The sequence below is a fragment of the Curtobacterium sp. MCSS17_006 genome, assembly GCF_003234215.1.
Classification (GTDB): Bacteria; Actinomycetota; Actinomycetes; order Actinomycetales; family Microbacteriaceae; genus Curtobacterium; species Curtobacterium flaccumfaciens.
In genome coordinates, this window is record NZ_QKSO01000003.1 from 90,458 (window position 1) to 113,129 (window position 22,672).

General features: G+C 72.7%; 18 protein-coding genes. 11 read left to right on the forward strand and 7 right to left on the reverse strand.

All coding sequences use genetic code 11. The features are described from left to right. Positions 1-45: 45 nt before the first annotated feature. The gene (locus tag DEJ21_RS04275) at positions 46-903 is read left to right on the forward strand and encodes a TOMM precursor leader peptide-binding protein (RefSeq protein ID WP_111223812.1); all 858 of its coding nucleotides are present in this window, start codon (positions 46-48) and stop codon (positions 901-903) included. Here DEJ21_RS04275 and DEJ21_RS04280 read toward each other — a convergent pair. Together DEJ21_RS04280 and nudC are read right to left on the reverse strand one after the other, a co-directional pair. After that, a complete protein-coding gene (locus tag DEJ21_RS04280; RefSeq protein WP_181435778.1) occupies positions 794-2,560 on the reverse strand; it encodes an ATP-dependent helicase in 1,767 nt (588 codons plus the stop codon). The two genes, DEJ21_RS04275 and DEJ21_RS04280, sit on opposite strands and share 110 nt — an antisense overlap. After that, positions 2,557-3,492, reverse strand: coding sequence for an NAD(+) diphosphatase (gene nudC / locus DEJ21_RS04285; protein ID WP_111022633.1), 936 nt, complete (start codon positions 3,490-3,492; stop codon positions 2,557-2,559). Before nudC ends, DEJ21_RS04280 begins: the two co-directional genes overlap by 4 nt. A gap of 116 nt (positions 3,493-3,608) precedes the next feature. On the opposite strand from nudC, the gene DEJ21_RS04290 reads away from it, so the two are divergent. Then, on the forward strand, positions 3,609-4,607 hold the full coding sequence (locus DEJ21_RS04290; protein ID WP_111223813.1) for a phosphotransferase: 999 nt from the start codon (positions 3,609-3,611) through the stop codon (positions 4,605-4,607). Between the two features lie 171 nt (positions 4,608-4,778). Here the strand turns inward: DEJ21_RS04290 and DEJ21_RS04295 are convergent, their stop codons facing one another. After that, complete coding sequence (locus tag DEJ21_RS04295; protein WP_258374876.1) at positions 4,779-8,060, reverse strand: ATP-dependent DNA helicase; 3,282 nt, start codon at positions 8,058-8,060, stop codon at positions 4,779-4,781. Next, complete coding sequence (locus DEJ21_RS04300; RefSeq protein ID WP_181435779.1) at positions 8,057-11,212, reverse strand: UrvD/REP family ATP-dependent DNA helicase; 3,156 nt, start codon at positions 11,210-11,212, stop codon at positions 8,057-8,059. The genes DEJ21_RS04295 and DEJ21_RS04300 overlap by 4 nt, the downstream gene beginning before the upstream one ends. 127 nt (positions 11,213-11,339) lie before the next feature. Between DEJ21_RS04300 and DEJ21_RS04305 the strand changes: the two genes are divergently transcribed. Both DEJ21_RS04305 and DEJ21_RS04310 read left to right on the forward strand, forming a co-directional pair. Then, positions 11,340-11,564, forward strand: a complete 225-nt coding sequence (locus tag DEJ21_RS04305; RefSeq protein ID WP_031259670.1) for a DUF3107 domain-containing protein — start codon at positions 11,340-11,342, stop codon at positions 11,562-11,564. Between the two features lie 4 nt (positions 11,565-11,568). Next, on the forward strand, positions 11,569-11,865 hold the full coding sequence (locus tag DEJ21_RS04310) for a hypothetical protein (RefSeq protein ID WP_111022629.1): 297 nt from the start codon (positions 11,569-11,571) through the stop codon (positions 11,863-11,865). A 19-nt stretch (positions 11,866-11,884) separates the two neighbouring features. Here DEJ21_RS04310 and DEJ21_RS04315 read toward each other — a convergent pair whose 3' ends face one another. Beyond that, positions 11,885-12,598 (reverse strand): ferritin-like domain-containing protein, encoded by a 714-nt coding sequence (locus DEJ21_RS04315; RefSeq protein ID WP_258372448.1) that lies wholly within the window; start codon positions 12,596-12,598, stop codon positions 11,885-11,887. Positions 12,599-12,789: 191 nt separating this feature from the next. On the opposite strand from DEJ21_RS04315, the gene DEJ21_RS04320 reads away from it, so the two are divergent. Further along, positions 12,790-14,301, forward strand: coding sequence for a DEAD/DEAH box helicase (locus DEJ21_RS04320; protein ID WP_111223815.1), 1,512 nt, complete (start codon positions 12,790-12,792; stop codon positions 14,299-14,301). A 150-nt stretch (positions 14,302-14,451) separates the two neighbouring features. Here DEJ21_RS04320 and DEJ21_RS04325 read toward each other — a convergent pair whose 3' ends face one another. Then, entirely contained in the window at positions 14,452-15,324 is an 873-nt protein-coding gene (locus DEJ21_RS04325; protein WP_111223816.1) for a PHP domain-containing protein, read from the reverse strand. A 70-nt stretch (positions 15,325-15,394) separates the two neighbouring features. On the opposite strand from DEJ21_RS04325, the gene DEJ21_RS04330 reads away from it, so the two are divergent. Then, positions 15,395-16,879: an aminopeptidase P family protein gene (locus DEJ21_RS04330; RefSeq protein ID WP_111223817.1), complete on the forward strand. Its 1,485-nt coding sequence runs from the start codon at positions 15,395-15,397 to the stop codon at positions 16,877-16,879. Positions 16,880-16,894: 15 nt separating this feature from the next. Beyond that, positions 16,895-17,365, forward strand: a complete 471-nt coding sequence (locus DEJ21_RS04335) for a GNAT family N-acetyltransferase (protein WP_181435787.1) — start codon at positions 16,895-16,897, stop codon at positions 17,363-17,365. Between the two features lie 365 nt (positions 17,366-17,730). Here DEJ21_RS04335 and DEJ21_RS04340 read toward each other — a convergent pair whose 3' ends face one another. Next, positions 17,731-18,612: a general stress protein gene (locus DEJ21_RS04340; RefSeq protein ID WP_111223819.1), complete on the reverse strand. Its 882-nt coding sequence runs from the start codon at positions 18,610-18,612 to the stop codon at positions 17,731-17,733. A gap of 104 nt (positions 18,613-18,716) precedes the next feature. On the opposite strand from DEJ21_RS04340, the gene DEJ21_RS04345 reads away from it, so the two are divergent. From DEJ21_RS04345 to DEJ21_RS04360, 4 genes are read left to right on the forward strand one after another with little or no spacing between them, the layout of a single operon-like run. After that, the gene (locus DEJ21_RS04345; protein WP_111223820.1) at positions 18,717-20,036 is read left to right on the forward strand and encodes a magnesium transporter MgtE N-terminal domain-containing protein; all 1,320 of its coding nucleotides are present in this window, start codon (positions 18,717-18,719) and stop codon (positions 20,034-20,036) included. Between the two features lie 52 nt (positions 20,037-20,088). Continuing rightward, on the forward strand, positions 20,089-20,586 hold the full coding sequence (locus DEJ21_RS04350) for a DUF1003 domain-containing protein (RefSeq protein WP_111088261.1): 498 nt from the start codon (positions 20,089-20,091) through the stop codon (positions 20,584-20,586). Continuing rightward, positions 20,579-21,739 carry a P-loop NTPase gene (locus DEJ21_RS04355; RefSeq protein WP_111223821.1) on the forward strand — a complete coding sequence of 387 codons (1,161 nt, stop codon included), beginning with the start codon at positions 20,579-20,581 and terminating at the stop codon, positions 21,737-21,739. The genes DEJ21_RS04350 and DEJ21_RS04355 overlap by 8 nt, the downstream gene beginning before the upstream one ends. Before the next feature lie 10 nt (positions 21,740-21,749). After that, positions 21,750-22,598, forward strand: a complete 849-nt coding sequence (locus DEJ21_RS04360; protein ID WP_111223822.1) for a bifunctional 2-polyprenyl-6-hydroxyphenol methylase/3-demethylubiquinol 3-O-methyltransferase UbiG — start codon at positions 21,750-21,752, stop codon at positions 22,596-22,598. Positions 22,599-22,672: the final 74 nt, after the last annotated feature.

Below are 22,672 nucleotides of genomic sequence, written 5' to 3' on the forward strand. Positions count from 1 at the left end.
TCCTGGTGACCCCACGCGTGCCGCGCACTCCGGCACCGTGGGGTCATGGGCATCCGCATCGATCCGACGCTCGAGTTCGTCTGGCGTGACCCCGCCACGGTCCAGCTCGGGGTCGATCCTCCACGCGCCGTCGTCGCGGTGCCCACCACGGGGGAAGAACGGTTCCTCAACGGTCTGCGACGCGAGACCGGCCACGACGTGCTGGCAGGCCTGGCGGCCGCGTCGGGGTGCTCGCCGGAACGTGCTGCGGGTGTGCTCGGTGCCGCGTCGCCCGCGGTGGTCGAGGTCCTGCCCGAGCCGCTCGAACGCATCGAGGTGCACGGCGCCGGTGTCCTCGCCGACGCCGTGGCGACGTTCCTGTCCGGCGAGGGTGTGACGGTCAGCCGCACCACCGCGCCCGCCGGGGGCCCGATCGTGCTGCCCGAGCCCGAACCGCGCCTCGCCGTGGTGGTGGCCGACCACGTCGTCGACCCGGCGCTCCGCGCCGCGTGGACCCGCCGGGGCGTGCCGCACCTGGCGGTCGTCGTCGGAGACGGACGCGTCCGTCTCGGGCCGTTCGTCGTGCCGGGAGCCGGGCCGTGCCTCCAGTGCGCTGAGTACGCACGCGTCGACGACGACCCGGCCTGGCCGGCCATCGCCGCCCAGGTGTGGGGGCGGCACCCGACACCGCTGTCACCGTGGCGGTCGGCGGCGGTGGCCGCCGCCACGACGCGGATGCTGCTGGAACGGCTCCCGCTCCGGACGCAACGAGCCGACCCCGACCAGCTCGTCTTCGAGCGCGACGACCTGTCGGTCAGCCGTTCGCCGGTCCGGCCCCATCCGCGGTGCGCGTGCCGAGCACTGCCAGGAACCGACTCGGAGCCCGGGCTCCCCCACGCGTGGAGCCCTGTTGCGACCACGTGATCGTGACGGAACGGCGGGCGCGTGTCAGCCCGACGTAGAACAGGCGTCGTTCCTCGTCCACCTCGGTGTCGGTCGACGCGTGCGAGATCGGCAGGAGCCCCTCGGCCGCGCCGGCGATGACCACGTGCGGCCACTCCAGACCCTTCGACGAGTGCAGCGTCGCGAGCGTGACGGCGTCGACCTCGGGCTCGTGGTGCGTCGCCGCACGGTCCACCAGGTCCTGGGTGAACTGCTGCATCGTCGTGCCGGCGGGGGCGTCCTCGGCCAGGCCCATGATCGCCTGCAGCGCTTCCCACTGCTCGCGGACTGCGCCGGTGCCCTCCGGCGGCGTCTCCGTCCAGCCGCTGACCTGCAGCACCAGCCGGACACGTCGGGTCAGCTCGTCGTCGGTCTGCCGGATCGCCTCGCCGCGCATGTGGTGGACGGCGAGCTTGACCTCCGGGCGGTTGAAGAACCGGGTCCCGCCCTGCACGCGGTACGGGATGCCGTTCCGGCCGAGCGCGGACTCGAGCGCAGCGGACTGCGCTCCGACGCGGAAGAGCACGGCGCAGTCCCCGTAGGACGCTCCGGCCCCGACGAGCTCGGCGATGCGCCGGGCGATGGTCTGTGCCTCGTCACCGTCGTGGACGCAGGCCAGCACGACCGGTTCCGGGCCCGGTTCCTGGCTCTGGGCCACCAGGTCCAGCGCGCCGGGCTGGCCGCGCATCAGCGTGTTGGCAGCGGACACGACCTCGCGGGTGGAGCGGTAGTTCCGCTCGAGGCGCAGGACCGACCCGCGCGGGAACTCCGACCCGAACCCGAGCAGGTAGTCGCTCGAGGCGCCGGCGAACGAGTAGATGGTCTGACTGGCGTCGCCGACGACGCACAGGTCGTCCCGGCCGCCCAGCCAGGCCCGCAGCAGGTCGTGCTGCACGGGCGAGACGTCCTGGTACTCGTCGACGACGAAGAACCGGTACTGCTGCCGCACGTACGACGCCACGCGGGGCTCGGACTCGACCATGCCGAGGGTCGCCAGCAGGACGTCCTCGAAGTCCAGCTGCCGCCGGTCGTCCTTCAGCCGCTCGTACGCCTTCATCAGGTCGATGACCCGGCGCGGCGTGGTGTCGCGCGGCATCACCCGGTCGGCGGCGGCGGCTTCGTACTCGTCGAGCGAGAGCATCTGCACCTTGCGCCACTCGACCTCGGCGGCCAGGTCGCGGAGCACCGGGGTGTCGACGTGCATGCCGACCGTGTCCGCGGCGTGGGCGATCATCCGACCCTTGGACTCGACGATCTTCGGGGCGTGCCCGCCGACGGTGTCCGGCCAGAAGTAGCTGAGCTGCGCCATCGCGGCGGCGTGGAAGGTGCGTGCCTGGACCGTCCCGGCCCCGAGCGCGCGCAGGCGCGACCGCAGTTCGCCGGCGGCACGGGTCGTGAAGGTCAGCGCGAGGACGTGGTTCGGCGCGTAGGTCCCGGTGGCGACGCCGTAGGCGATCCGGTGTGTGATCGCGCGGGTCTTGCCGGTCCCGGCGCCGGCGAGCACCGCGACCGGACCGAGCAGGGTGCGGGCGACCGTCCGTTGCTCGGCGTCGAGCGCGGCGAGCAGTTCGTCGGGCGACGGCGGCCGGGGGTCGACTGCCCCGGCACCCGTTGCACCGCGCGGACCGGTGACGCTCACGGCAGGTCCAGCGGCCCGCCGTACCACTCCTCGATGATGGCGCGGGCGATCGAGGTGCGTCCCGGCAGCAGCAGGGTGTCGCCGGCGCGCTCGCGGATCTCGTCGCGCGAGAACCACCGGACGTCCAGGATCTCCACGCCGTCGGGTCGGGCGGTCGTGGGGTCACCGCCGGCTGCGCGGGCGCGGAAGCCCACCATCAGCGACGCGGGGAACGGCCACGGCTGCGAGCCGAGGTACTCGGGCTCCTCGACACGGACGCCGGACTCCTCCCAGACCTCGCGGCGGACGGCGTCCTCGAGCGACTCCCCCGGCTCGACGAACCCGGCCAGCAGCGAGTACCGGTCGGCGTCCCACGCGGCGTTGGAACCGAGCAGGATCCGGTCGTCGGCGTCGACGACCCCGACGATGATCGCCGCGTCCGTGCGCGGGAAGAGGTCGTGTCCCTCGGGGTCGCGGCGGACCCATCCGCCGCTCACGACGGCGGTGGGTGAGCCGGTGCGCGGCGAGAAGCCGTGCACGGCGTGCCAGTTGGCCATCGCCACGGCTTCGACCGCCAGGCCCTGGTCGCGCGGCGAGAGCTCGGTGCCGAACATCCGGAGGCTCTGCCAGGCGTCGTCGTCGGGTTCGATGGCGGACGCCGTCGCGCTGTCGATCAGGGCGGCGACGAAGCGGGTACCCGCCGGGGCATCGGCGGCGTCCGACACAGCACGGCCGAGGTACAGGGTCACGGTGTCGGCCGGGATCTCCACCGCGGTCACGAAGCGCAGGGTGCCGTCGGCGTTCCGGAGCATCTCGGCACCACGCACCGGCAGGTACCGGGTGTGCTCGTCCTCGCGCAGGACCCGCTCGACGTCGTCGGTCGTGCGGAACTCGGCGTCGCGGTCGAGTTCGTTGCGGGAGAGCGGGAGCCGGGCGGCGAACTCGACGGTCACGGCGGGAGAGCTCCTCGGATCGGGTGCGGACGTGCAGGAGACGTGCGGTGGGCGTGCGGGCCGCCCAACAGCGTGGCGTGCAGCCGTGCACGCGTCACGCGCTTACCCTGAGGGGCATGGCGGGATCCCAGTTCACTCTAGCCGCGTTGGCGACGACGGCCGTTCCAGGTCTCCTCGTCACGGGCACGCGCACGCTCGGCTCGGCCGCGGCCGGCGACTACGAGTCGGCGCTCCTCCGCGACGCCGACGGCGCCGAGATCGTCATCCGCCGTCCCCGGAACCAGCGCGCCGAGGCGAGGCAGTCGGCCGACCTCGTCGCCATCCGTGCGCTGAGCGCCGGCATCCGCACACGCCTGCCGTTCGGCGTCGCCGAGTACCGCGGCCAGGCGCCGATCGGGTCGACGCGCGCCATCGTCACGACGCGGCTGGCCGGGGCCCACCCGACCCTCGCGTCGCTCGTCGAGCGCCCCGACCTCGCCACGAGCGTCGGCCGTGCCGTCGCCTCGATCCACCAGCTGCCGACGAGCTTCGTCTCCGACGCCGGCCTGCCGTCGCTCACGCCGTTCGAGGTGCTCCGGTCCGCCGTCTCGGTGATGGACCGCGCCGTGGCGACCAAGCTCGTCCCCGCCGCGCTCGTCGAACGCTGGGAGGGTGCCGCCCGCGACCAGCAGCTCTGGCAGTTCACGCCGACCGTCGTGCACGGTTCGCTGGGTACCGGCGCCCTGCTCGTCGACGGCGACGCGGTGACCGGGATCCTCGACTGGGGCGAGCTGCGGCTCGGTGACCCGGCGAAGGACCTCGCCTGGGTGCTCGCCGGCCGCCGCGACGCCTTCGACACCGTCCTCAGCGCCTACGAGGCGAACGGCGGCGGTCGTGACCGACAGCTCGCACAGCGTGCACGCGTGCACCACGAACTCGAGACGGCGCACTGGCTCCTGCACGGCGTGCAGGCGAAGAGCACCGAGGTCGTCGACGACGCCGTCGCGATGATGCACCGCCTGGTCGACGCGGTGCACGCCCCGAGTGCGGAACCGCTGCAGTCCGTGTCGCCGGAGACGATGGAGATCGGCGAGGTGGAGCAGCTGTTGTCCTCCACCGAACGCCGCCACGGCTGACGCTTCGTGAGCAGGAATGGTCGGGTCGCTGCGGCGCACCCGACCATTCCTGCTCACCAAGTGCGGCAGGAGTCGTGGACGTGACCGCCTGGAGGCCCGGTGCCGGCCCGGCGGACCGGCACCGGGCCTCCAGGGCGGCGCGCGACACGGGCGCAGCGCGCCCGTAGGACGTCAGCCGACGGCCTCGGACCACGCGCGCTCGAGTCCGGCGCGGTCGAGCAGCTCGGTCGGACGGACCTCGAGGTCGTCGGCGACGAAGTAGAACACCGCGTCGACCTGGTCGAGCGGTCGCCCGGTGAACTCGGCGTAGGCGACGCGGTACAACGCGAGCTGCAGGGTGCGGCGGGCCAGGTCGTCCGCCCCCGACGGCGCCTTGCCAGTCTTCCAGTCGACCACCTCGGCGCGCCCGTCGATCTCGTACACGGCGTCGAGCTTGCAGACAACGCTGTGGCCGAGGAACGGGATGTGGATCTCGCGCTCGACCTCGATCGGCGTCAGCCCGGCCCACCGTGAGCCGGCGAACGTCGCCTGGAAGTCCGCGAGGCGACGGGCATCGTCGTCGGTGACCACGGCGTCCGGCGACGAATCGGCGAGGTCGTCGGCATCGAGGTCGAGCTCGCCGTCCCACACGTCGAGCGTCTCGAGCGCGCCGCCGCTCCGTGCCCGCTGTTCCACCCACTGGTGGAACAGCGTGCCGAGCCGGGTGGCGCGGTACGGGCGCTCCGGCATCGGCCGGCGGAGCCGCTCGGCCACGGAGTCGGGTTCGGTCAGGTAGTCCTTGAAGCCCGACGCCGGGACCCGGTGCGGGACGGCGACCGCGTGCTTCGCGTTCCGGGTGGCGTGCCGTTCGGCGAGCAGCAGGTCGATGTCGGCGGCGAAGCGCCCCGCAGCACCGGGGTTCGCGTTCCGCACCCGCTCGGCGGCAGCCAGGACCCGCGGCGCACGCTGCCCGAACGGCACGTGCGGCCAGGTCTGGGTCGCGCCGCTCTCCCCCATCGGGTTCTCGTCGTGCACCGTCGTCTCCGGGATCGCCGCGCCGTCGATGACGCCGGCGTCCACCAGGTCGCGCAGGTAGCGGCTCGGCTCGGTGGGTCGGACTCCGCCCGCCCAGAACGAGCCGGACACCAGCAGGTCGTGCTTGGCACGGGTCAGGGCGACGTAGGTCAGCCGGCGTTCCTCGTCCTCGTTGCGGGCCTTCACCTGTTCCTTGAAGGCGTCGATCGCCGTGGTGACGTCCTTCTGGGTCTCCTGCCCGCGCCACGCGAGTCGCGGCAGCTCGGCGGCGTCCCCGCGGAACTCGTACGGCAGCCGGCCGAACCCGAGCCAGCCCGACGAGCCCTCCTGCGGACGCGCCGGCAGGCCGCCCTCGACCATCCGGGGCACCGCGACGGCGTCCCACTCGAGCCCCTTGGACCCGTGGATCGTCAGGATCTGCACGGTGCCGGCCTCGGGCTCCTCGGACCGCGGGCCCATGTCGTCACGCCGGGCGGCGGCGTCGATCCAACCGAGGAACGAACCGAGGTCGGCGCGGTCGTCGGTCGACACGAAACCGGCGAGCTCGTCGATGAAGGCGTCGAGGTACGCGCCGCTGCCCTGTTCGTGCGCGGCGACCTCGATGTCGAGCCGCATCTCCTGCACGACGAGCGTCACGAAGTCGACCAGGTCGCTCCCCGCGCGTGAGCGGAGCATCGCGAGCTGCCCGCCGAGCGCGCGCATCCGGCTGCGACCCGCGGGGGTGATGCCCTCGAGCGCGCCGTGCTCGTCGGGTGCGGTCGCGACGAAGTCGAGGGCGTCGACGATCGAGCCGTGCTCCCCGGCAGCCACCGAGGCACGGAAGGCCGCGGTCAGGTCGTCGTCGAGGCGCTGCTGGGTGTGGTCGCGCTGGAACAGCCACCGGGCGAGCTGGTGCAGGGCGACGATGTCCGCCGCCCCGACCCGCCACCGTGCACCCGCGAGCAGCCGGATCAGGTCGTTGCCGGCCGCCGGGTCGTGCAGGACGCGCAGGCACGCCACCAGGTCGACGATCTCCGGACGCTGGAGCAGTCCGCCCGTGCCGAGCACGTGGTACGGCACCCCACGGGCACCGAGCGCCGCCGTGAACGCCGCGAGGTCCTTCCGAGCCCGCAGCAGCAGCGCCATCGAGCCCGCCGGGTTCTGCCTGCGGTGGTCCTGGAACCACGCCGCGACCTCGTCGGCCTCTTCCGGCAGGGTCTCGGGGAACACCACCCGCACCGTGCCGGCGTCCGCGCCCGGCCGCGGCGAGAGCCGTTCGACGTCGACCTCGGACGCCTCGGACAGCGGCGACACGATCGCGTTCGCCCCCGCGAGCACGTCCACCGGGTTCCGCCAGCTGGTCGACAGCGCGAAGGTGACGGGTTCGGCCACGCCGGGTTCGTCGCCGCCGAAGTCGTGCGGGAACCGGGCGAGGTTCGCGGCACTCGCACCGCGGAACCCGTAGATCGACTGGTGCGGGTCGCCGACCGCCATCACCGAGTGCCCGCGGAACAGCCGGGCGAGGAACCGGGTCTGCACCACCGAGGTGTCCTGGTACTCGTCGAGGAGCACCACCCCGTACCGGTTCCGCAGGTCCGTGACGACACGAGGGGCCGACTCGGCCGCGGCGAGCGCGAGGGCGATCTGGTCGGAGAACTCCACGAATCCTCGGTCGACCTTCTGTCGTCGGAACTCGGCGACGAGGTCGGCCAGGGGTTCGAGGGCGCCGATCGCGGCGACCGCATCGGTGATCGCCTTGTAGGGCTTGCCGCGGTTGCCGGGGAGTTCGAGCAGCTCCGAGAACTCGATCGCGAAACGGCGCAGGTCCTCCGGCTCGACGAGGTGCTCCGAGGTGGCACCGGCGAGCGCGACCACGGCTGCGGTCAGGGTGTCGACGTCGCGGTCGAGTCCGGCGAGCCGGTCGTCGCGGGCGGCCACCACCACCCGACGGGCGAGCTGCCAGGCCGACGGTTCGGTCAGCACCTGGGACTCGCCGTCACGCCCGACGAGCAGGGCGTTCTCGCGGAAGACCGCGTTGGCGAAGGCGTTGTACGTCGAGACGGTGGGTGCCTCGAAGGCGTCCCCGGGGGTGATCAACCCCACTTCCTCGAGCGCACGGATGCGGTCGTTGATGCGGACGGACAGCTCGCCGGCGGCCTTGCGAGTGAAGGTCAGTCCGAGGACCTCGTCGGGGCGGACGAGTCCGTTGGCCAGCAGCCAGACGACGCGCGAGGCCATCGTCTCGGTCTTCCCGCTGCCGGCACCGGCGACGACCAGCGCCGGCACGAGCGGTGACTCGATGACGGCACGCTGCTGGGCGGTGGGGCGAGGGCGGCCGAGAGCGTCGGCGATGGCGTCGGCGCCGTGCCGGATGACGGGCGGTGCAGCGGCAGCCGAGCCAGCCGCAGCAGCCGTGCCGGTCGCGTCACCCGCGTCGGTCATGTCGGTCGTGTCGCTCACCAGGTCACCTCCGCCACCACGTGGATCCGGCACTCGACCCCGGTCCGGGCCTTCTCGCAGTGGTCGTCCACGTTCGCCACGAACGTGCGTCCGGCCATGCCTCGCGCCACCCCGTGCAACCGCTCGCGGTAGGCCTCGCGCGCCTCGGCGTCGAACGCGTGCTGGGTCCGCTCGGAGTACGCCTGCCCGCCGCGGGGGTTCTGGACGAAGACCAGCCGAGCGTCGGTCATCGGAGACCCCGCCGGCACGCCCTCGACCGCGCCGTCCTCGACCGCGAGTTGGTAGGCGCCGAGCTGTGGGTGTTCCGGCATGTCGTTCTTCTCGCTGGGCATCGAACGGCCGGTCTTCAGGTCGACGACGCTCACGCGCCCCTCGGCGTCGACCTCGATGCGGTCGATGCTCCCCCGGATCCGGGCGGGACCGGTCACGAGCGCGAACGAGGTCTCGGCGCCGAGCAACCTGCGGCCGGCGCTGGCGAAGGTGCGGAGGTAGTCGCTCAGCCCCTCGATCATCCGCCGGGTCCTGGCACGTTCGCGGTCGGCGACCCAAGGCGACTCGAACGTGAGCTCGTCCCACCGCGCCTCGACCCGCTCCCACAGCGACTCGACGTCGATCTCGGTGGCGTGCTCCATCGCTTCGTGCACGATCGTGCCGATGCCCATCGCCGGGCTCGGGGCACCGCCGCCGAAGGTCTGCGCGAACCAGTGGACCGGGCACTCCTCGAAGGTGCCGATCCGCGACGGCGACACCGAAACGGCCGGGGCGACGGGTTCGCCGCACTCGATCTCGGGCGCGGGCTCGGCGTCGAGGTCGACCAGGGGGTCGTCCGTAGTCGGCTCGGCGAGCCCGTACCACTCGTCCGGAGCCGCCCCGGGGACCTCGGCCTCGGCCAGGCGGGCCAGCGCGGACGCGGCCTCGTGGTCGCCGGAGCCCACCACCCGGCGGCGCAGCGACCCGGCGAGCCCACGCAGGGACAGCGGGTGGACGGTTGGTTGACGGTCCGGCGGCACCGGGACGAGTCGGACGAAGGAAGACGGCGACTCGTCGTCGTTCGCGACCGTGCCGATGACGACCTGGGTGGTGGCCCGAGAAACGGCCCGGGCGAACAGCCGCAGTTCGTCAGCGACCACGGCGGCTCGGTCGTCGATGGGTGATCGCTCGACCCCGGCAGCGGCGCGGACCAGGCCGTCCGGGTCGAGCAGACTACCGCGCACCCGGGTGTTGGGCCAGACGCCGTCCTGCAGACCGAGCACCACGACGACGTCGCACTCGAGTCCGATCATCGCCGACGGCGTCAGCACCCGCACCCGGCCGGCGGTCCGGTCGGGGCCGATCGCGTCCTCGGGCAGATCCGCGCCGAGCAGGTCGTCGACGAAGACCCGCGCGGGCGCGTCCGGCGTGCGCTCGACGAAGCGCTTGGCGGCGGTGAACAGGCCGACGACGGCGTCCAGGTGCCGGTCGGCTTCCCCGGCGCCGACCCCACCGGCGGCGGACTGGGCACCCCATGACTTCGCGAGACCGCTGCGCTCCCAGAGGCCCCAGAGGATCTCTTCGATGCTCGATCCCGCCTGGGCGTCGGCACGCGCCTGCACCAGGCTCCGGGCCAGCCGGGTCGCCCGGCGTGCAAACCCGGCGTCCACCGTCGCCAGGCGCTCCGGTGCGCCCAGGGCGTCGACCAGCAGTTCGTCGGCGGTGCGGCTGCCGTCGCCCGCGAGTTCCTCGCGCCGCAGGGCGAGCCGGAGCCGCCGCATCGCCAGGGTGTCGAGGCCACCGAGGGGACCGGTGGCGAACGCAGTGGCCAGGGCAGCGTCCAACGGCAGGACGTCGAGCGCCACCGCAGCTGCGTCGAGCAGCGCCCGCGCCGCGGAGTCGTCGCGCGGACGGACGGGCGCGGCACCGGCGGTCGCCGGGACCTCGGCCACGGAGAGTGCCCGGACGAGTTCGGGGATGGCAGCACCGCTGCGGGTGACCACGGCCATCCGGTGCCACGGCACACCGTCGAGCAGCCGGTGTTCGCGCAGTCGACGGGCGATCGCCACGACGAGCGCGGACCGGCTGGCGGCCTCGAGGTGCACGACGGCGTCGGACCGCGCATCCCGGTCGCCCGCCGACGCGCTGCGCTGCCGACCGGCCGCCGCGGTGCCGATGCGACCCGTGACGCCGGTGACCAGGGCACGGATCGGGGCGGGGTGCCGGTGCACTGCGCCGAGGAACAGCTCGTCGACGCGGTCCACCCCGAGTCGCACGGCCAGCCGACCGAGCACGTCCGGTTCGGCGCCGCGGAATGCCGAGGCGGCGATGTCCGGGTCGCCGAAGGCGACGACCTGCACGCCGGAGCGCGCGAGTGCCCCGAGCAGCGCGATCTCACCCTCCACCAGTTCCTGCGTGTCGTCGACCACGACCAGGCGCAGGGCGGCGATGCTCGCGGGGAGCTCGTGCCGCAGCACCGCGGCGGTGGCGTACGCCACGAGTTCGCCGGAGTCGAGTCCGGTCGGTCGGAACGCGGTCACCGACGCGCGGTAGTCGTCCACGAAGTCCCCGACGGCCCGCCACTCGGGCCGTCCGAGCTCGTCGCCGAGTTCCCGCATGTCGTCGGGCTCGACGCCGGCCGCCACGGCACGCATCATGACGTCGCGCAGGGCGGTTCGGAACCCCGCGCGCTCCCGGACGACGGCGGTGATGGGGTCGGGCCAGGTCGGTCCGGCCCCGTCGAGTTCGTGCCCGGCGAGCAGGTCGGCGATGATCCGGTCCTGCTCCCCGCCGGTCAGCAGCGTCGGGGGTTCCTGCCCCTGCACCGACGCCGCGTGGGTGACGATCTGGAACGCCAGCGAGTTCACGGTGCGTGCGAGGGCACCCGGCACGACCCGGTCGACCGCCCGAGCGAGCCGGTCACGCAGCGCCGTCGCGGCCGTCCGCGCCGAGGTCAGGGCGAGCACCGTCGCGTGGCCGTCGGGGGTGATCGCGTCGGGACGGGTCAGCCGGTCGGCGACGAGCCGCGCGAGCGTGGTCGTCTTGCCGCTGCCCGGCGCACCGATCACCGCGGCGTGACGGCCGTCCGGCAACGCGAGCACCGCGGCCTGCGAGGGGTCGTCGACCAGTGCGCGCGCGAACCCGGTGTCCTCGGGAGCGGGCATCAGCGTGGTCTGCGGCACGCTCGTACGGTACCCAGGACCGCCGACAGCACCGCTGCGGACGCGCGGGGCACCGGTCGTCACGCCGTCGAGTGCGCCCGCGGCGAACGCCCGATGCCGTACGGGACCGCTCGGATACGCTGTGCTCGTGGACATCAAGATCGGCATCATCAACAGCCCCCGCGAGATCGCCTTCGAGACCGCCCAGACCGCGGACGAGGTCGAGAAGGCAGTGTCCGAGGCGCTCACCGCCAAGTCGACGCACCTGTCGCTGCAGGACGACAAGGGCCGTCGCTTCATCGTCCCCGTCTCGGCCCTGGCGTACGTCGAGGTCGGCGCGGAAGAGGCACGGCGCATCGGCTTCGTCGCCTGACGACGTGGAACTGCTCTTCGCCGTCCTCGGCGGCGTCATCATCGGTGCGGTCGCGCACGTGATCCTGCCGTGGCGGTCGAACCGTGGCGTGCTCGTCGGCCCAGCGGTCGGCGGCATCGCCGCAGCAGTGCTCTGGGAAGCGCTGACCTGGGCCGGGTGGCGGTACGACGGCACCTGGATCTGGGTCGTGGCCCTCGTGGGGTCCGGCGCGATCACCCTCGTCGTCGAGTGGCTCCTCGGCACCCAGCGCGACAAGCGCGACGCCGAGTACTACGAGCTGCTCAAGACGCGCGGCGCCTGACGCCCGATCACCTGACCGCTCAGGCCGTCAGCCCGAGCGCGTCCATCCGTCGGGTGTGCGCGGCGATGAGCTCGGTCCAGACCGGCTCGAGCCGCTCCTGGTCCTCGCGGGCGTGCGACGCCAGCGCCGACCGGGCGACGAGCAGGGTGTCGCCCACCAGGCGACGTCCCCACATCGCCAGACGCGAACCGATCTGCGGGTCGTCCTCGATGTGGGCCGTCAGCTCCTCGACGACCGCCGCTTCCTCGCGCGCGTCGAACACCGACCGCAGCCGCTGCCGCACGTCGAGCGGCAGCGAGCGGAGCAGGTTGCCGAACAGGTCGTTCAGGATGCCGGCCGTCACGTAGCCGGTCAGCATCGACTCGTACCAGTCGGCGCCGCTCGTCCGTTCGAGGAACAGGTCGATCGCTTCGCGGTGCGGAGCCATCAGCGCTGCCGGGTCCCCGCCGGTGCGCTCGATCTCGGCCACGATCGTGCGGTGCCGCTCGAGCGCCGTGGTCGCGAGCACCCCGGTGACCAGACGCCCGGAGAGCGTCGGGGCCGAAGCGCCGGCTCGTCCCATCGTCTCGTAGACGGAGAGCTGCAGGTACGCGGCCTGCCCCAGGTAGACGTCGAGCTCCGGGGTGACGTCGTCGAGCGCGAGACGCTTGACCTGCGCGGCTCCGCGCGGGTTCCGCGACGCGAGCCATGCGGCAGCGAGCTGCGCCGCGCGCTTCCGGTTCCACCACGACACCACTCGACCAGCATAGAGGGCACCCGCCGGTCACCCGCCCGACGCCCAGCGGCGCCCGCCGGACGCCTGCCCCGACGCCCAGCGGCACCCCGGAGCGCCCCGGACCACGCGCCCGTCGGTAGCCGGAGTGCCCCGGACCACGCGCCCGTCGGTAGACTGGCCCGGACTTCCACCAGAACTAAGGTGATTCTTTGACTTTCTCAGACCTCAACATCGACCAGGACATCGTCGATGCACTGGCCGGCAAGGGCATCATCGAGCCCTTCCCGATCCAGGAACAGACCATCCCGCTCGGCCTGACCGGCCAAGACATCATCGGCCAGGCCAAGACGGGTACCGGCAAGACGCTCGGCTTCGGCCTGCCGCTGATCCAGCGACTCGGTGCCGACCCGGCGCACGGCGTGAAGGCGCTCGTCGTCGTCCCGACCCGTGAACTCGCGGTCCAGGTCACCGAGGACCTCGAGCTCGCGGCGTCGAACCGTCCGACCACGGTCGTCTCGATCTACGGCGGCAAGGCCTACGAGGGCCAGGTGGAGCAGCTCAAGGCCGGTGCCCAGATCGTCGTCGGCACGCCCGGGCGACTCATCGACCTGCAGCGGCAGCGGCTGCTCGACCTCTCCCACGTGCAGGAGGTCGTGCTCGACGAGGCCGACCGCATGCTCGACCTCGGGTTCCTGTCGGACATCGAGCGCATCTTCCAGGCCGTCCCCGAGGTGCGGCACACGATGCTGTTCTCGGCGACGATGCCCGCGCCGATCGTCGCCCTCGCCCGCCGGTTCATGAGCCGTCCGGTGCACATCCGGGCGACCGACCCGGACGAGGGCCTCATGCAGGCCAACATCAAGCACCTCATCTACCGTGCGCACTCCCTGGACAAGGACGAGGTCATCGCCCGCATCCTCCAGGCCGAGGGCCGCGGCAAGACCGTGATCTTCACCCGCACCAAGCGTGCCGCGGCGAAGCTCGTCGAGGAGCTGAAGGACCGCGGGTTCAACGCCGCAGCGGTGCACGGCGACCTCAACCAGGAGCAGCGCGAGCGCGCGATGGCGGCGTTCAAGGCCGGCAAGCGTGACGTGCTCATCGCCACCGACGTCGCCGCCCGCGGCATCGACGTCGACGACGTCACGCACGTGATCAACCACACGATCCCGGACGACCCGGACACGTACCTACACCGCGCCGGCCGCACCGGCCGTGCGGGCAAGACCGGCATCGCGGTCACCTTCGTCGACTGGGACGACCTGCACAAGTGGACGCTGATCGACAAGGCCCTCGAGTTCGGCATCCCCGAGCCCGTCGAGACCTACTCGTCGTCGCCCCACCTGTTCGAGGAACTCGACATCCCCAAGGGCACCAAGGGCCGTCTGCCCGGCTCGTCGTCGCACGCCGCCTCGGCTGGCGCCCCCGTCGAGAAGCGCAGCAGCGACCGCCCGGCCTCGGGTTCGGGTTCGCGTGACGCGTCGCGTTCGCGGTCGCGCAGCCGCACCCGGTCAGGAGGCTCGGAGCAGTCCGCCCCGCAGGCTCCGGCCACCGAGTCGGTCGCCTCCACCACCGCGGCGGGCACCGAGGACGGCTCGGCCGTCGAAGGTGGTTCCACCGACGGCGCCGCGAAGCGTCGTCGCCGTCGCCGCCGTCGCGGAGCCGGCACCGGCGATGCCTCGGCGACCGCCTCGGCACCGCAGGGCACGTCGGACGGCGAGTAGCGCCTCCAGACCGAAGGGCCCGTCGCTGACGCGACGGGCCCTTCGTCGTCCCCACCCGCGGACCGGCGTCACGCGCGCAGCGACAGTTCACGCGGACGCCGACGCGTGGACTGTCGGCCAGGCCGAAGACTCGGCGGCCGGTCCCTGCCGTCAGGCCAGGCGCGAACCGGGGCCGACGACCGGGGCGCTGCCGGTGGCCTCGGACACGATCGCGTCGAACGAGACGCGTGCGGTGCGGTGCTCCCCCAGCCGGTTCGGCTTACCGGTGCCGTGGTAGTCGCTCGACCCGGTGACGAACAGGCCGTAGCGTGTCGCCCAGTCGAGCAGGGTGCGCTTGCCGTGTGCCAGGTTCTCGCGGTGGTCGACCTCGAGCCCGCCGAGCCCGGCGTCGACCAGGTCGCGGAGCATCGGCTCGTCGATGACGATCCCGCGCGAGGACGCCGCGGGGTGCGCGATGACGGGCACGCCGCCCGCCTGCCGGATGAGTTCGACGCCGCGCAGGGGCGACGGTGCCTCGTGGGGTTCGTAGTAGCCGGACGCCGGGTGCAGGATGCCGCGGAACGCCGCGGACCGGTCGGACTCGAGCCCGCGGGCGACCAGGGCGTCGGCGATGTGCGGACGGCCGATAGTGGCACCGGGGCTGGACTGGGCCAGGACGTCCGCCCAGGTGATCGGGTGGTCCTCGGCGATGCGGTCGACCATGCGGTGCGCGCGGGAGAGCCGACCGTCGCGGATCCGGGTCGTCTCCTCGACCAGTCCGCGGTGCTCGGGGTCCACCAGGTAGCCGAGCACGTGCACGCTGCGGTAGCCGATCCGGGTGCTCAGCTCGAGGCCCGGCAGCAGTGTCAGGGGCAGCTCGTGCGCCGCGGCCGTGGCGTCCGCCCACCCCGCGGTCGTGTCGTGGTCGGTCAGCGCGACGGCGTCGAGTCCGGCGGCCGCGGCCGCTCGGACGAGCTCCGCGGGACGCTCGGTGCCGTCGGAGACACTGGAGTGCGCGTGCAGGTCGATGAACGGGTCTGGCACGTGGCCAATGCTATCCACAGGTGAGCGGCCGCACAGGCCGGGTGTCCCCGGGCGGTGCGATGATGGACGCATGGCCGACACGACTCCCCGCGCGACGAGCAACCGATCCACGACCCCCGGGTCCTCGACCTTCAAGGACTTCATCGGGTCGCAGTGGGCCGAGCGCTCGGAAGCGCAGCCCGAGCCCCGCGAGCAGGCCGCGTTCGCCGCCGAGCGTCGCGCACGCATCTCCGAGCTGCACCCGGGCCGCACGATCGTGGTGCCGGCCGGGCAGGCCAAGGTCCGCTCGAACGACTGCGACTACCCGTTCCGCCCCCACTCCACCTTCGCGCACCTGACCGGTTGGGGCACCGACACCGTCGTCGGCTCCGTGCTCGTGATGACGCCGAACGGCTCCGGGCACGACGCCACGCTGTACTTCCGCGCCACCGCAGGCCGCGACTCGGAAGAGTTCTACGCCAACCCCGAGATCGGGGAGTTCTGGGTCGGTCCGCGCCCCTCGCTCGACGCCGTCGCCGCCGACCTCGGGCTTGCCACCGCCGACCTCGGGGCGTTCACGGCCGTCGCCGAAGCACTCGACGCGTCGGCGCTGCTCGTGCGCGAAGCCGACGACGACCTGACCCGTTCCCTCGACGCCCGCATCGGCGCGGCGATCGGTGGCGCAGACGAGACCGAGGGGTCGCCGGCCACCGACGACCTGCTCTCCCGCGACCTGTCCGAGCTGCGACTGGTGAAGGACGCGTACGAGGTCCGTGAGCTCCGCAAGGCCGTCGACGCCACGAAGCACGGGTTCGACGACGTCATCGGCGACTTCGACGCCGTGCTCGCGCACCCGCGTGGCGAGCGCATCGTCGAGGGCACGTTCAACCGCCGGGCCCGCGCCGACGGCAACACCGTGGGCTACGACACCATCGCTGCCTCGGGCCACCACGCCTGCATCCTGCACTGGACCCGCAACGACGGCGCAGTGCAGCCGGGCGACCTCATCCTCATCGACGCCGGGGTCGAGGTCGACTCGTTCTACACCGCCGACATCACCCGCACGCTCCCGGTGAGCGGCACGTTCTCGCCCGTGCAGCGCATGGTCTACGAAGCCGTGCTCGAAGCCGCCGACGCCGCGTTCGCGATCGTCAAGCCGGGCATCACGTTCCGCCAGGTTCACGCGACGGCGATGGAGGTCATCGCGCGGAAGACCGCCGAGTGGGGCTTCCTGCCGGTCTCGGCCGCCGAGTCGCTCGAGCCGGACAACCAGTTCCACCGCCGCTACATGGTGCACGGCACGAGCCACCACCTCGGGCTCGACGTGCACGACTGCGCGAAGGCCCGCCGCGAAATGTACCTCGACGGCACCGTGCAGGCCGGCATGGTCTTCACGATCGAGCCCGGGCTGTACTTCCAGCAGGACGACCTGACCGTGCCGGAGGAGTTCCGCGGCATCGGTGCCCGCATCGAGGACGACATCCTGGTGACCGAGGACGGCGCCGAGAACCTGTCCGTCGGCATCCCCCGGACCCCCTCGGAAGTGGAGGGGTGGATCGCCCGCTCGGGCCGCTAGCCTGATCGGGTGACCATGCCCGAGGCCTCCCCGAACACCTTCGCGATCGAGGTCGAGCACTTCGACTCCCCCGACGCCCAACGACTCCGCGCCGCCCAGCGCCTGGAGATCGACCGGGCGCACGGCGGGGACACCGAGCCGGGTGAGAAGCCGACCGCCGACTCCATAGCAGTGTTCTTCGTCGCGCGGGACGAGTCCGGTACTCCCCTGGGGTGCGGGGGCCTGCGCATCGTCGACGACGGCATCGCCGAGATCAAGCGGATGTACGTCCGACCGGAATCCCGCGGGTCCGGCGTCGCGGCTGCGTTGCTGCGACGGCTGGAAGAGGCCGCGCTCGACCTCGGGTCCCCGGCGCTCGTCCTCGAGACTGGGACGGCGCAGCAGCGCGCCGTCGGGTTCTACCAGCGCGAGGGGTTCCGGCGGATCGCGAACTTCGGGCCCTACGTCGGGGCGCCCCTGTCGGTCTGCTTCTCGAAGGTCCTCTAGCCGCGCCGAGCCTGCCCGGCGGTTCCGTGCCGCGCGGTGCCGTGCCGTGCTCTGCTGCGGCGCGCCCGAGCCGGCACCGCGCCCGGTCACAACGTGCCGTCGGCCCGAGGCCGAGCGGTCACGAACCGTCGTCTGAGCCGGCGCCGAACGACGATCTCCGACCGCTCAACGCCGTGCGCGCGGGGGGTTGCGACCACCCGACCATCCCGACCCCGCCGCCGAGGTCGCACGAAGTGCCGCCCGCGGAACTCGGCGGCGACAGTTCGTGCGACGTCGGCGGAAGCGAACGGCGTGTCGAGCGACCTCGCACGACCCGATCTCGGACGACCCGAGGACGAAGCCCGGTCGCGCCAGCCGGAGCCCCGCTAGCGGCGGTCGCTGTTCCCGTCGCCGTCACCGTCGCGCTGGGCGTCCTGCGAGGAGGACGAGGGCTCCGGCGGCGTGGCACCGGCGACCCGCTCGCCGTAGCGCGGCGGCTCCTCGGGTCGACGCTCCGGCACCGGCGGGGCCGCGGGGGCGGCAGCCGTCTCGGGGGTCTCCCCGTACCGGGGTCCGTCGTTCGTGCCGTAGCGCGGCGGGCCCGAAGGCGCACCCGTCTGCGTGCCGGGGGTCGACGTGCCGGGGTGCTGCGGGCCTCCCGGCTGTTGGTGCGGCGTGGCGTGGCCGCCGTACGGCGACTGCTGCTGCGGCGGGACCCCACCGGGGCCCGGACGCCACTGCTGCTGCTGCTGGGGAGCGTCGTTCCAGTGCGTGGACGGGGTCGCCCCGTGCTCGCCGAGGATCCGCTGCGCCTGCCCGGTCAGCTGCGGGTTGACGACGATCTGGTAGTTCGTGGCGAGCACCTGGTGCACGCTCGTGAAGTCACGCTGGCGCTTCGTGATCGCGAACGAGACGATGCCGTAGAGCATGCCGAACGCGGCGCCGATGATCGCGGCGGCCAGGATCAGGCTGCCGGCGCTCGGTGAGAAGAGCGTGAGCACGATGCCGAAGAAGATGCCGAGCCACAGGCCGGACAGCGCGCCGGCGATGGCGGCACGGCCGTAGGTCATCTTGCCGGTGACCCGTTCGACCGTCTTCAGGTCGTTGCCGACGATCGAGAGCTGGTTGACGGGGAAGTCGGCCTCGGCCAGCTTCGCCACCACGCGCTGCGCGTCGGGGTAGCTGTCGTACGTTCCCAGGACGTCGCCCTTGGGCAGCGTCGGGAACGCCTGGGCGGTCCTGCCGGCGAAGGGGCTCTGATTGCTCACACAGCCATCATTCACCGCACACCTTGCAATCGCACGTGCACTCTCAGGGAAGCAGCCGACCGGCGCGGGCGAACGCCCACACCCGAGCGACTACGCTGGGTCGGGTGAGCGCCACGAAGGTCTTCGTCGCCCGCCTCGCCGGGTGCTCCGTCTTCGACCCCGCGGGCGACCGCGTCGGCAGGGTCCGGGACGTCCTGGTCGTCTACCGCCGGGCCGATCCCCCGCACGTCGTCGGGCTCATCGTCGAGGTGCCGGGCAAGCGCCGCATCTTCGTGAGCATCGGCCGCATCACCTCCATCGGTGCCGGGCAGGTCATCACGACCGGTCTGGTCAACATGCGCCGCTTCGAGCAGCGCGGCGGCGAGGTCCGCGTCATCGCCGAGATGCTCGGCCGCAAGGTGCTCATCAAGAACCAGCGGATCCGCGCCACGATCGAAGACGTCGCGATCGAGGACCGCGGGCAGGGCGACTGGGAGGTCGCGCAGCTCTTCCTCCGCAAGCCGAAGACCACGCCGTCACCGTTCGGCAAGGGCCCGACGACGTTCGCGACGTGGAACGAGGTCACCGAGGACGAGCTCCCCGGCGAGGCCCAGTCCGCCGAGCACGTCATCGCCGCCTACTCCGACCTGCTGCCCGCCGACCTCGCGTCGACGCTGCTCGACCTGCCCGCCGAGCGCCGGTTCGAGGTCGCCGAGGAACTTCCCGACGACCGCCTCGCCGACGTGCTCGAGGAGATGCCCGACCAGGAGCGCATCGAGATCCTCACCCGGCTGGTGGACGCCCGCGCCGCCGACGTCCTCGACCAGATGCAGCCGGACGACGCGGCCGACGTCCTCGCCCAGTTCTCCGACGAGCGGAGCGAGGCCCTCCTGCAGCTCATGGAGCCGGAGGAGGCGCAGGACGTCCGCATGCTCCTGGAGTACGAGCCGGACACCGCCGGTGGTCTGATGACCACCGAACCGGTGATCGTCTCGGCCGACGCCACCGTGGCCGAGGGCCTCGCGCTGGTCCGCCGCCACGAGCTCGCACCGGTGCTCGGCGCCGCCGTCTGCGTCACCCTGCCGCCGTACGAGCCGCCGACCGGTCGGTTCCTCGGGCTCGTGCACTTCCAGCGGATGCTCCGCTACCCGCCGAACGAGCGGCTCGGCACGCTCATCGACCAGCAGACCGAACCGGTCCGGGTCGACGCGAGCGCCGCCGAGGTCACCCGCATCATGGCGACCTACAACCTGCTGTCCGTCCCCGTGGTCGACGACGCCCACCGTCTCGTCGGGGTGGTGACGATCGACGATGTCCTCGACCACGTCCTGCCGGACGACTGGCGAAGTCAGGGCGAGGGGGAACCCTCACCGCTTCCACGCCAACGCCCGCGCAGGACACCCGTGACGACGGGAAGGAGGACCACCCGTGGCTCGAACGGATGACAACCGTCGCGACCGTGACCGCCAAGAGGTCCGGCTCGACTCCCCCAAGGGCATGCGCACGCGTGTGCTCCCCAGCCGCCGCCGTGGTCGCGGGGACACCTTCGGTCGTGCGACCGAGGGCATCGCCCGCGGCATGGGCACGCCCTGGTTCCTCATCGGCCTCACGCTGTTCTGCGTGGTCTGGATGGGCTACAACACCCTGGCGCCGAAGCCGTGGCAGTTCGACTCGGCGGCCATCGGCTTCACGGCTCTGACGCTCGTGCTCTCGCTGCAGGCCTCGTACGCCGCCCCGCTGATCCTGCTCGCGCAGAACCGGCAGGACGACCGCGACCGCGTGCAGTTCGAGCAGGACCGCCAGCGCGCCGAACGCAACCTGGCCGACACCGAGTACCTGGCCCGCGAGGTCGTGGCCCTGCGCCTGGCGATGCGGGACATGGCGTCGAAGGACTTCATCCGCGCCGAGCTCCGCTCCCTGCTCGAGGAGCTCGACCGCCGCGACGCCGACGAGGCCGGCTACGTGGACGAACACGACAGCTCCACCCGTGGCTGAGGCCGTCCCCACCGACGAACAGCTCGGCACGGCGGTCCTCGCTGCGCTCGGCCGCGTCATCGACCCCGAGATCCGCCGCCCCGTCACGGAGCTCGACATGATCCGTGGTGTCGACGTGCAGCCAGGAGGCGCGGTGCGCGTCGACCTGCAGCTCACGATCGTGGGGTGCCCCGCCGCCGACACCATCGAGCGCGAGGTCCGCGTCGCCGCTGGGTCCGTCCCGGGGGTCGTCGCAGTCGACGTCGACGTGTCCGTGATGGACCCGGCCACTCGTGCCGCGCTGACCGAGCGGCTGCGCGCCGGCCGTCCCAAGGGCGTCCAGTTCACCGCGGACTCGCTCACGCGCGTCATCGCCGTCACGAGCGGCAAGGGTGGCGTCGGCAAGTCCACCGTCACCGTGAACCTCGCCGTCGCGCTCGCCCGCCGGGGCCTGCGGGTCGGGGTCGTCGACGTCGACGTGCACGGCTTCAGTGTCCCCGGCCTGATGGGTCTGACCGACGAGCACGGGGTCGCACCCCGCCCGACCCGCGTGGACAGCATGATCCTGCCGCCGGTGGCGCACGACGTGAAGGTCGTGTCGATCGGCATGTTCGTCGACGACGTGTCGACCGCGGTGTCGTGGCGCGGACCGATGCTGCACCGCACCGTGAACCAGTTCCTCACCGACGTGTTCTTCGGCGACCTGGACGTCCTGCTGCTCGACCTGCCGCCGGGCACCGGCGACGTCGCGATCTCGGTGGGGCAGCTGTTGCCGCACGCCGAGGTCCTGGTCGTCACGACCCCGCAGGCCGCTGCGGCCGACGTCGCCGAGCGCAGCGGGATCGTCGCCCGGCAGACCGGGCAGCGGGTCATCGGCGTGGTCGAGAACATGGCGGGGCTCGTGCAGCCCGACGGCTCGGTGCTGCACCTGTTCGGCGAGGGTGGTGGCGCCGAGACCGCCACACGGCTGTCCCGCGGGCAGGACGCCCCCGTCCCGGTGCTCGGCAGCGTGCCGCTGTCCGTGCCGCTGCGCGAGGGCGGCGACGCAGGCGTGCCCGTGGTGCTCGGTGCCCCCGAGGACCCGTCCGCCGTGGCCCTGACGGCGATCGCCGACCGGATCACCACGATGGGACGCGGGCTCGCCGGCCGCAAGCTCGGGTTGTCGCTGTCCTAGGCTCGAGGTCATGAGCACCGATCACGTCGATGTCGACTGGGACCACGCACGCGCCACCAACCGCGCGAACTGGGACGACCGGGTGCCGATCCACGAGGGCGCCTACGCGATCGACGCCCTCGCCGACCCCGGCCACCGTTCCGACGTCGTCCGCGAGGACCTGCCGGCCCTGACGCCCTGGTTGCCGACCGGCTCGCTCGCAGGCCTCGACGTCTGTCACCTGCAGTGCCACATCGGTACCGACACGGTGTCACTCGCCCGCGAGGGTGCCCGACTGACCGGCGTCGACTTCTCCCCCGCCGCCCTCGCCTCGGCCGCCGGACTCGCGTCACGCCTCGGGCTCGACGTCACCTGGGTCGAGACCGACGTCCTCGATGCCCGGGCCGCCGTCACCGGTGACTTCGACGTCGTGTACACGAGCATCGGCACGATCTGCTGGCTCCCCGACCTCGACCGCTGGGCTGCGCAGGTCGCCGGCCTGCTCCGCCCCGGCGGGGTGTTCTTCATCCGCGACGGCCACCCGGCGCTGTACGCCCTCGACGAGGACGCCGACGAGCTCGTCACCCGGTACCGGTACTTCCCGGACGGCACCGCGCAGCAGTGGGACGACGCCGGCACCTACGTCGGTGACGGGACCGTGGCGAACACCCGGACCTTCGAGTGGCCGCACCCGCTGTCCGAGATCGTGAACGCCCTGCTCGGTGCCGGGCTGCGGCTCCGACGGCTCGACGAGGGCCGGACCCTGCCGTGGCGCTTCAGCACCCGCATGGTCGAGACCGACACCGGCTCGTGGGCCTGGCCGGAACACGACCGCGACCGGATGCCGACCACCTACACGATCGTCGCCACCCGCGACTGACGACGCGACCCCCAGACGGACTGGAGGCCCGGTGCCAGCTGGCACCGGGCCTCCAGTCCGTCACGTGGGGACGT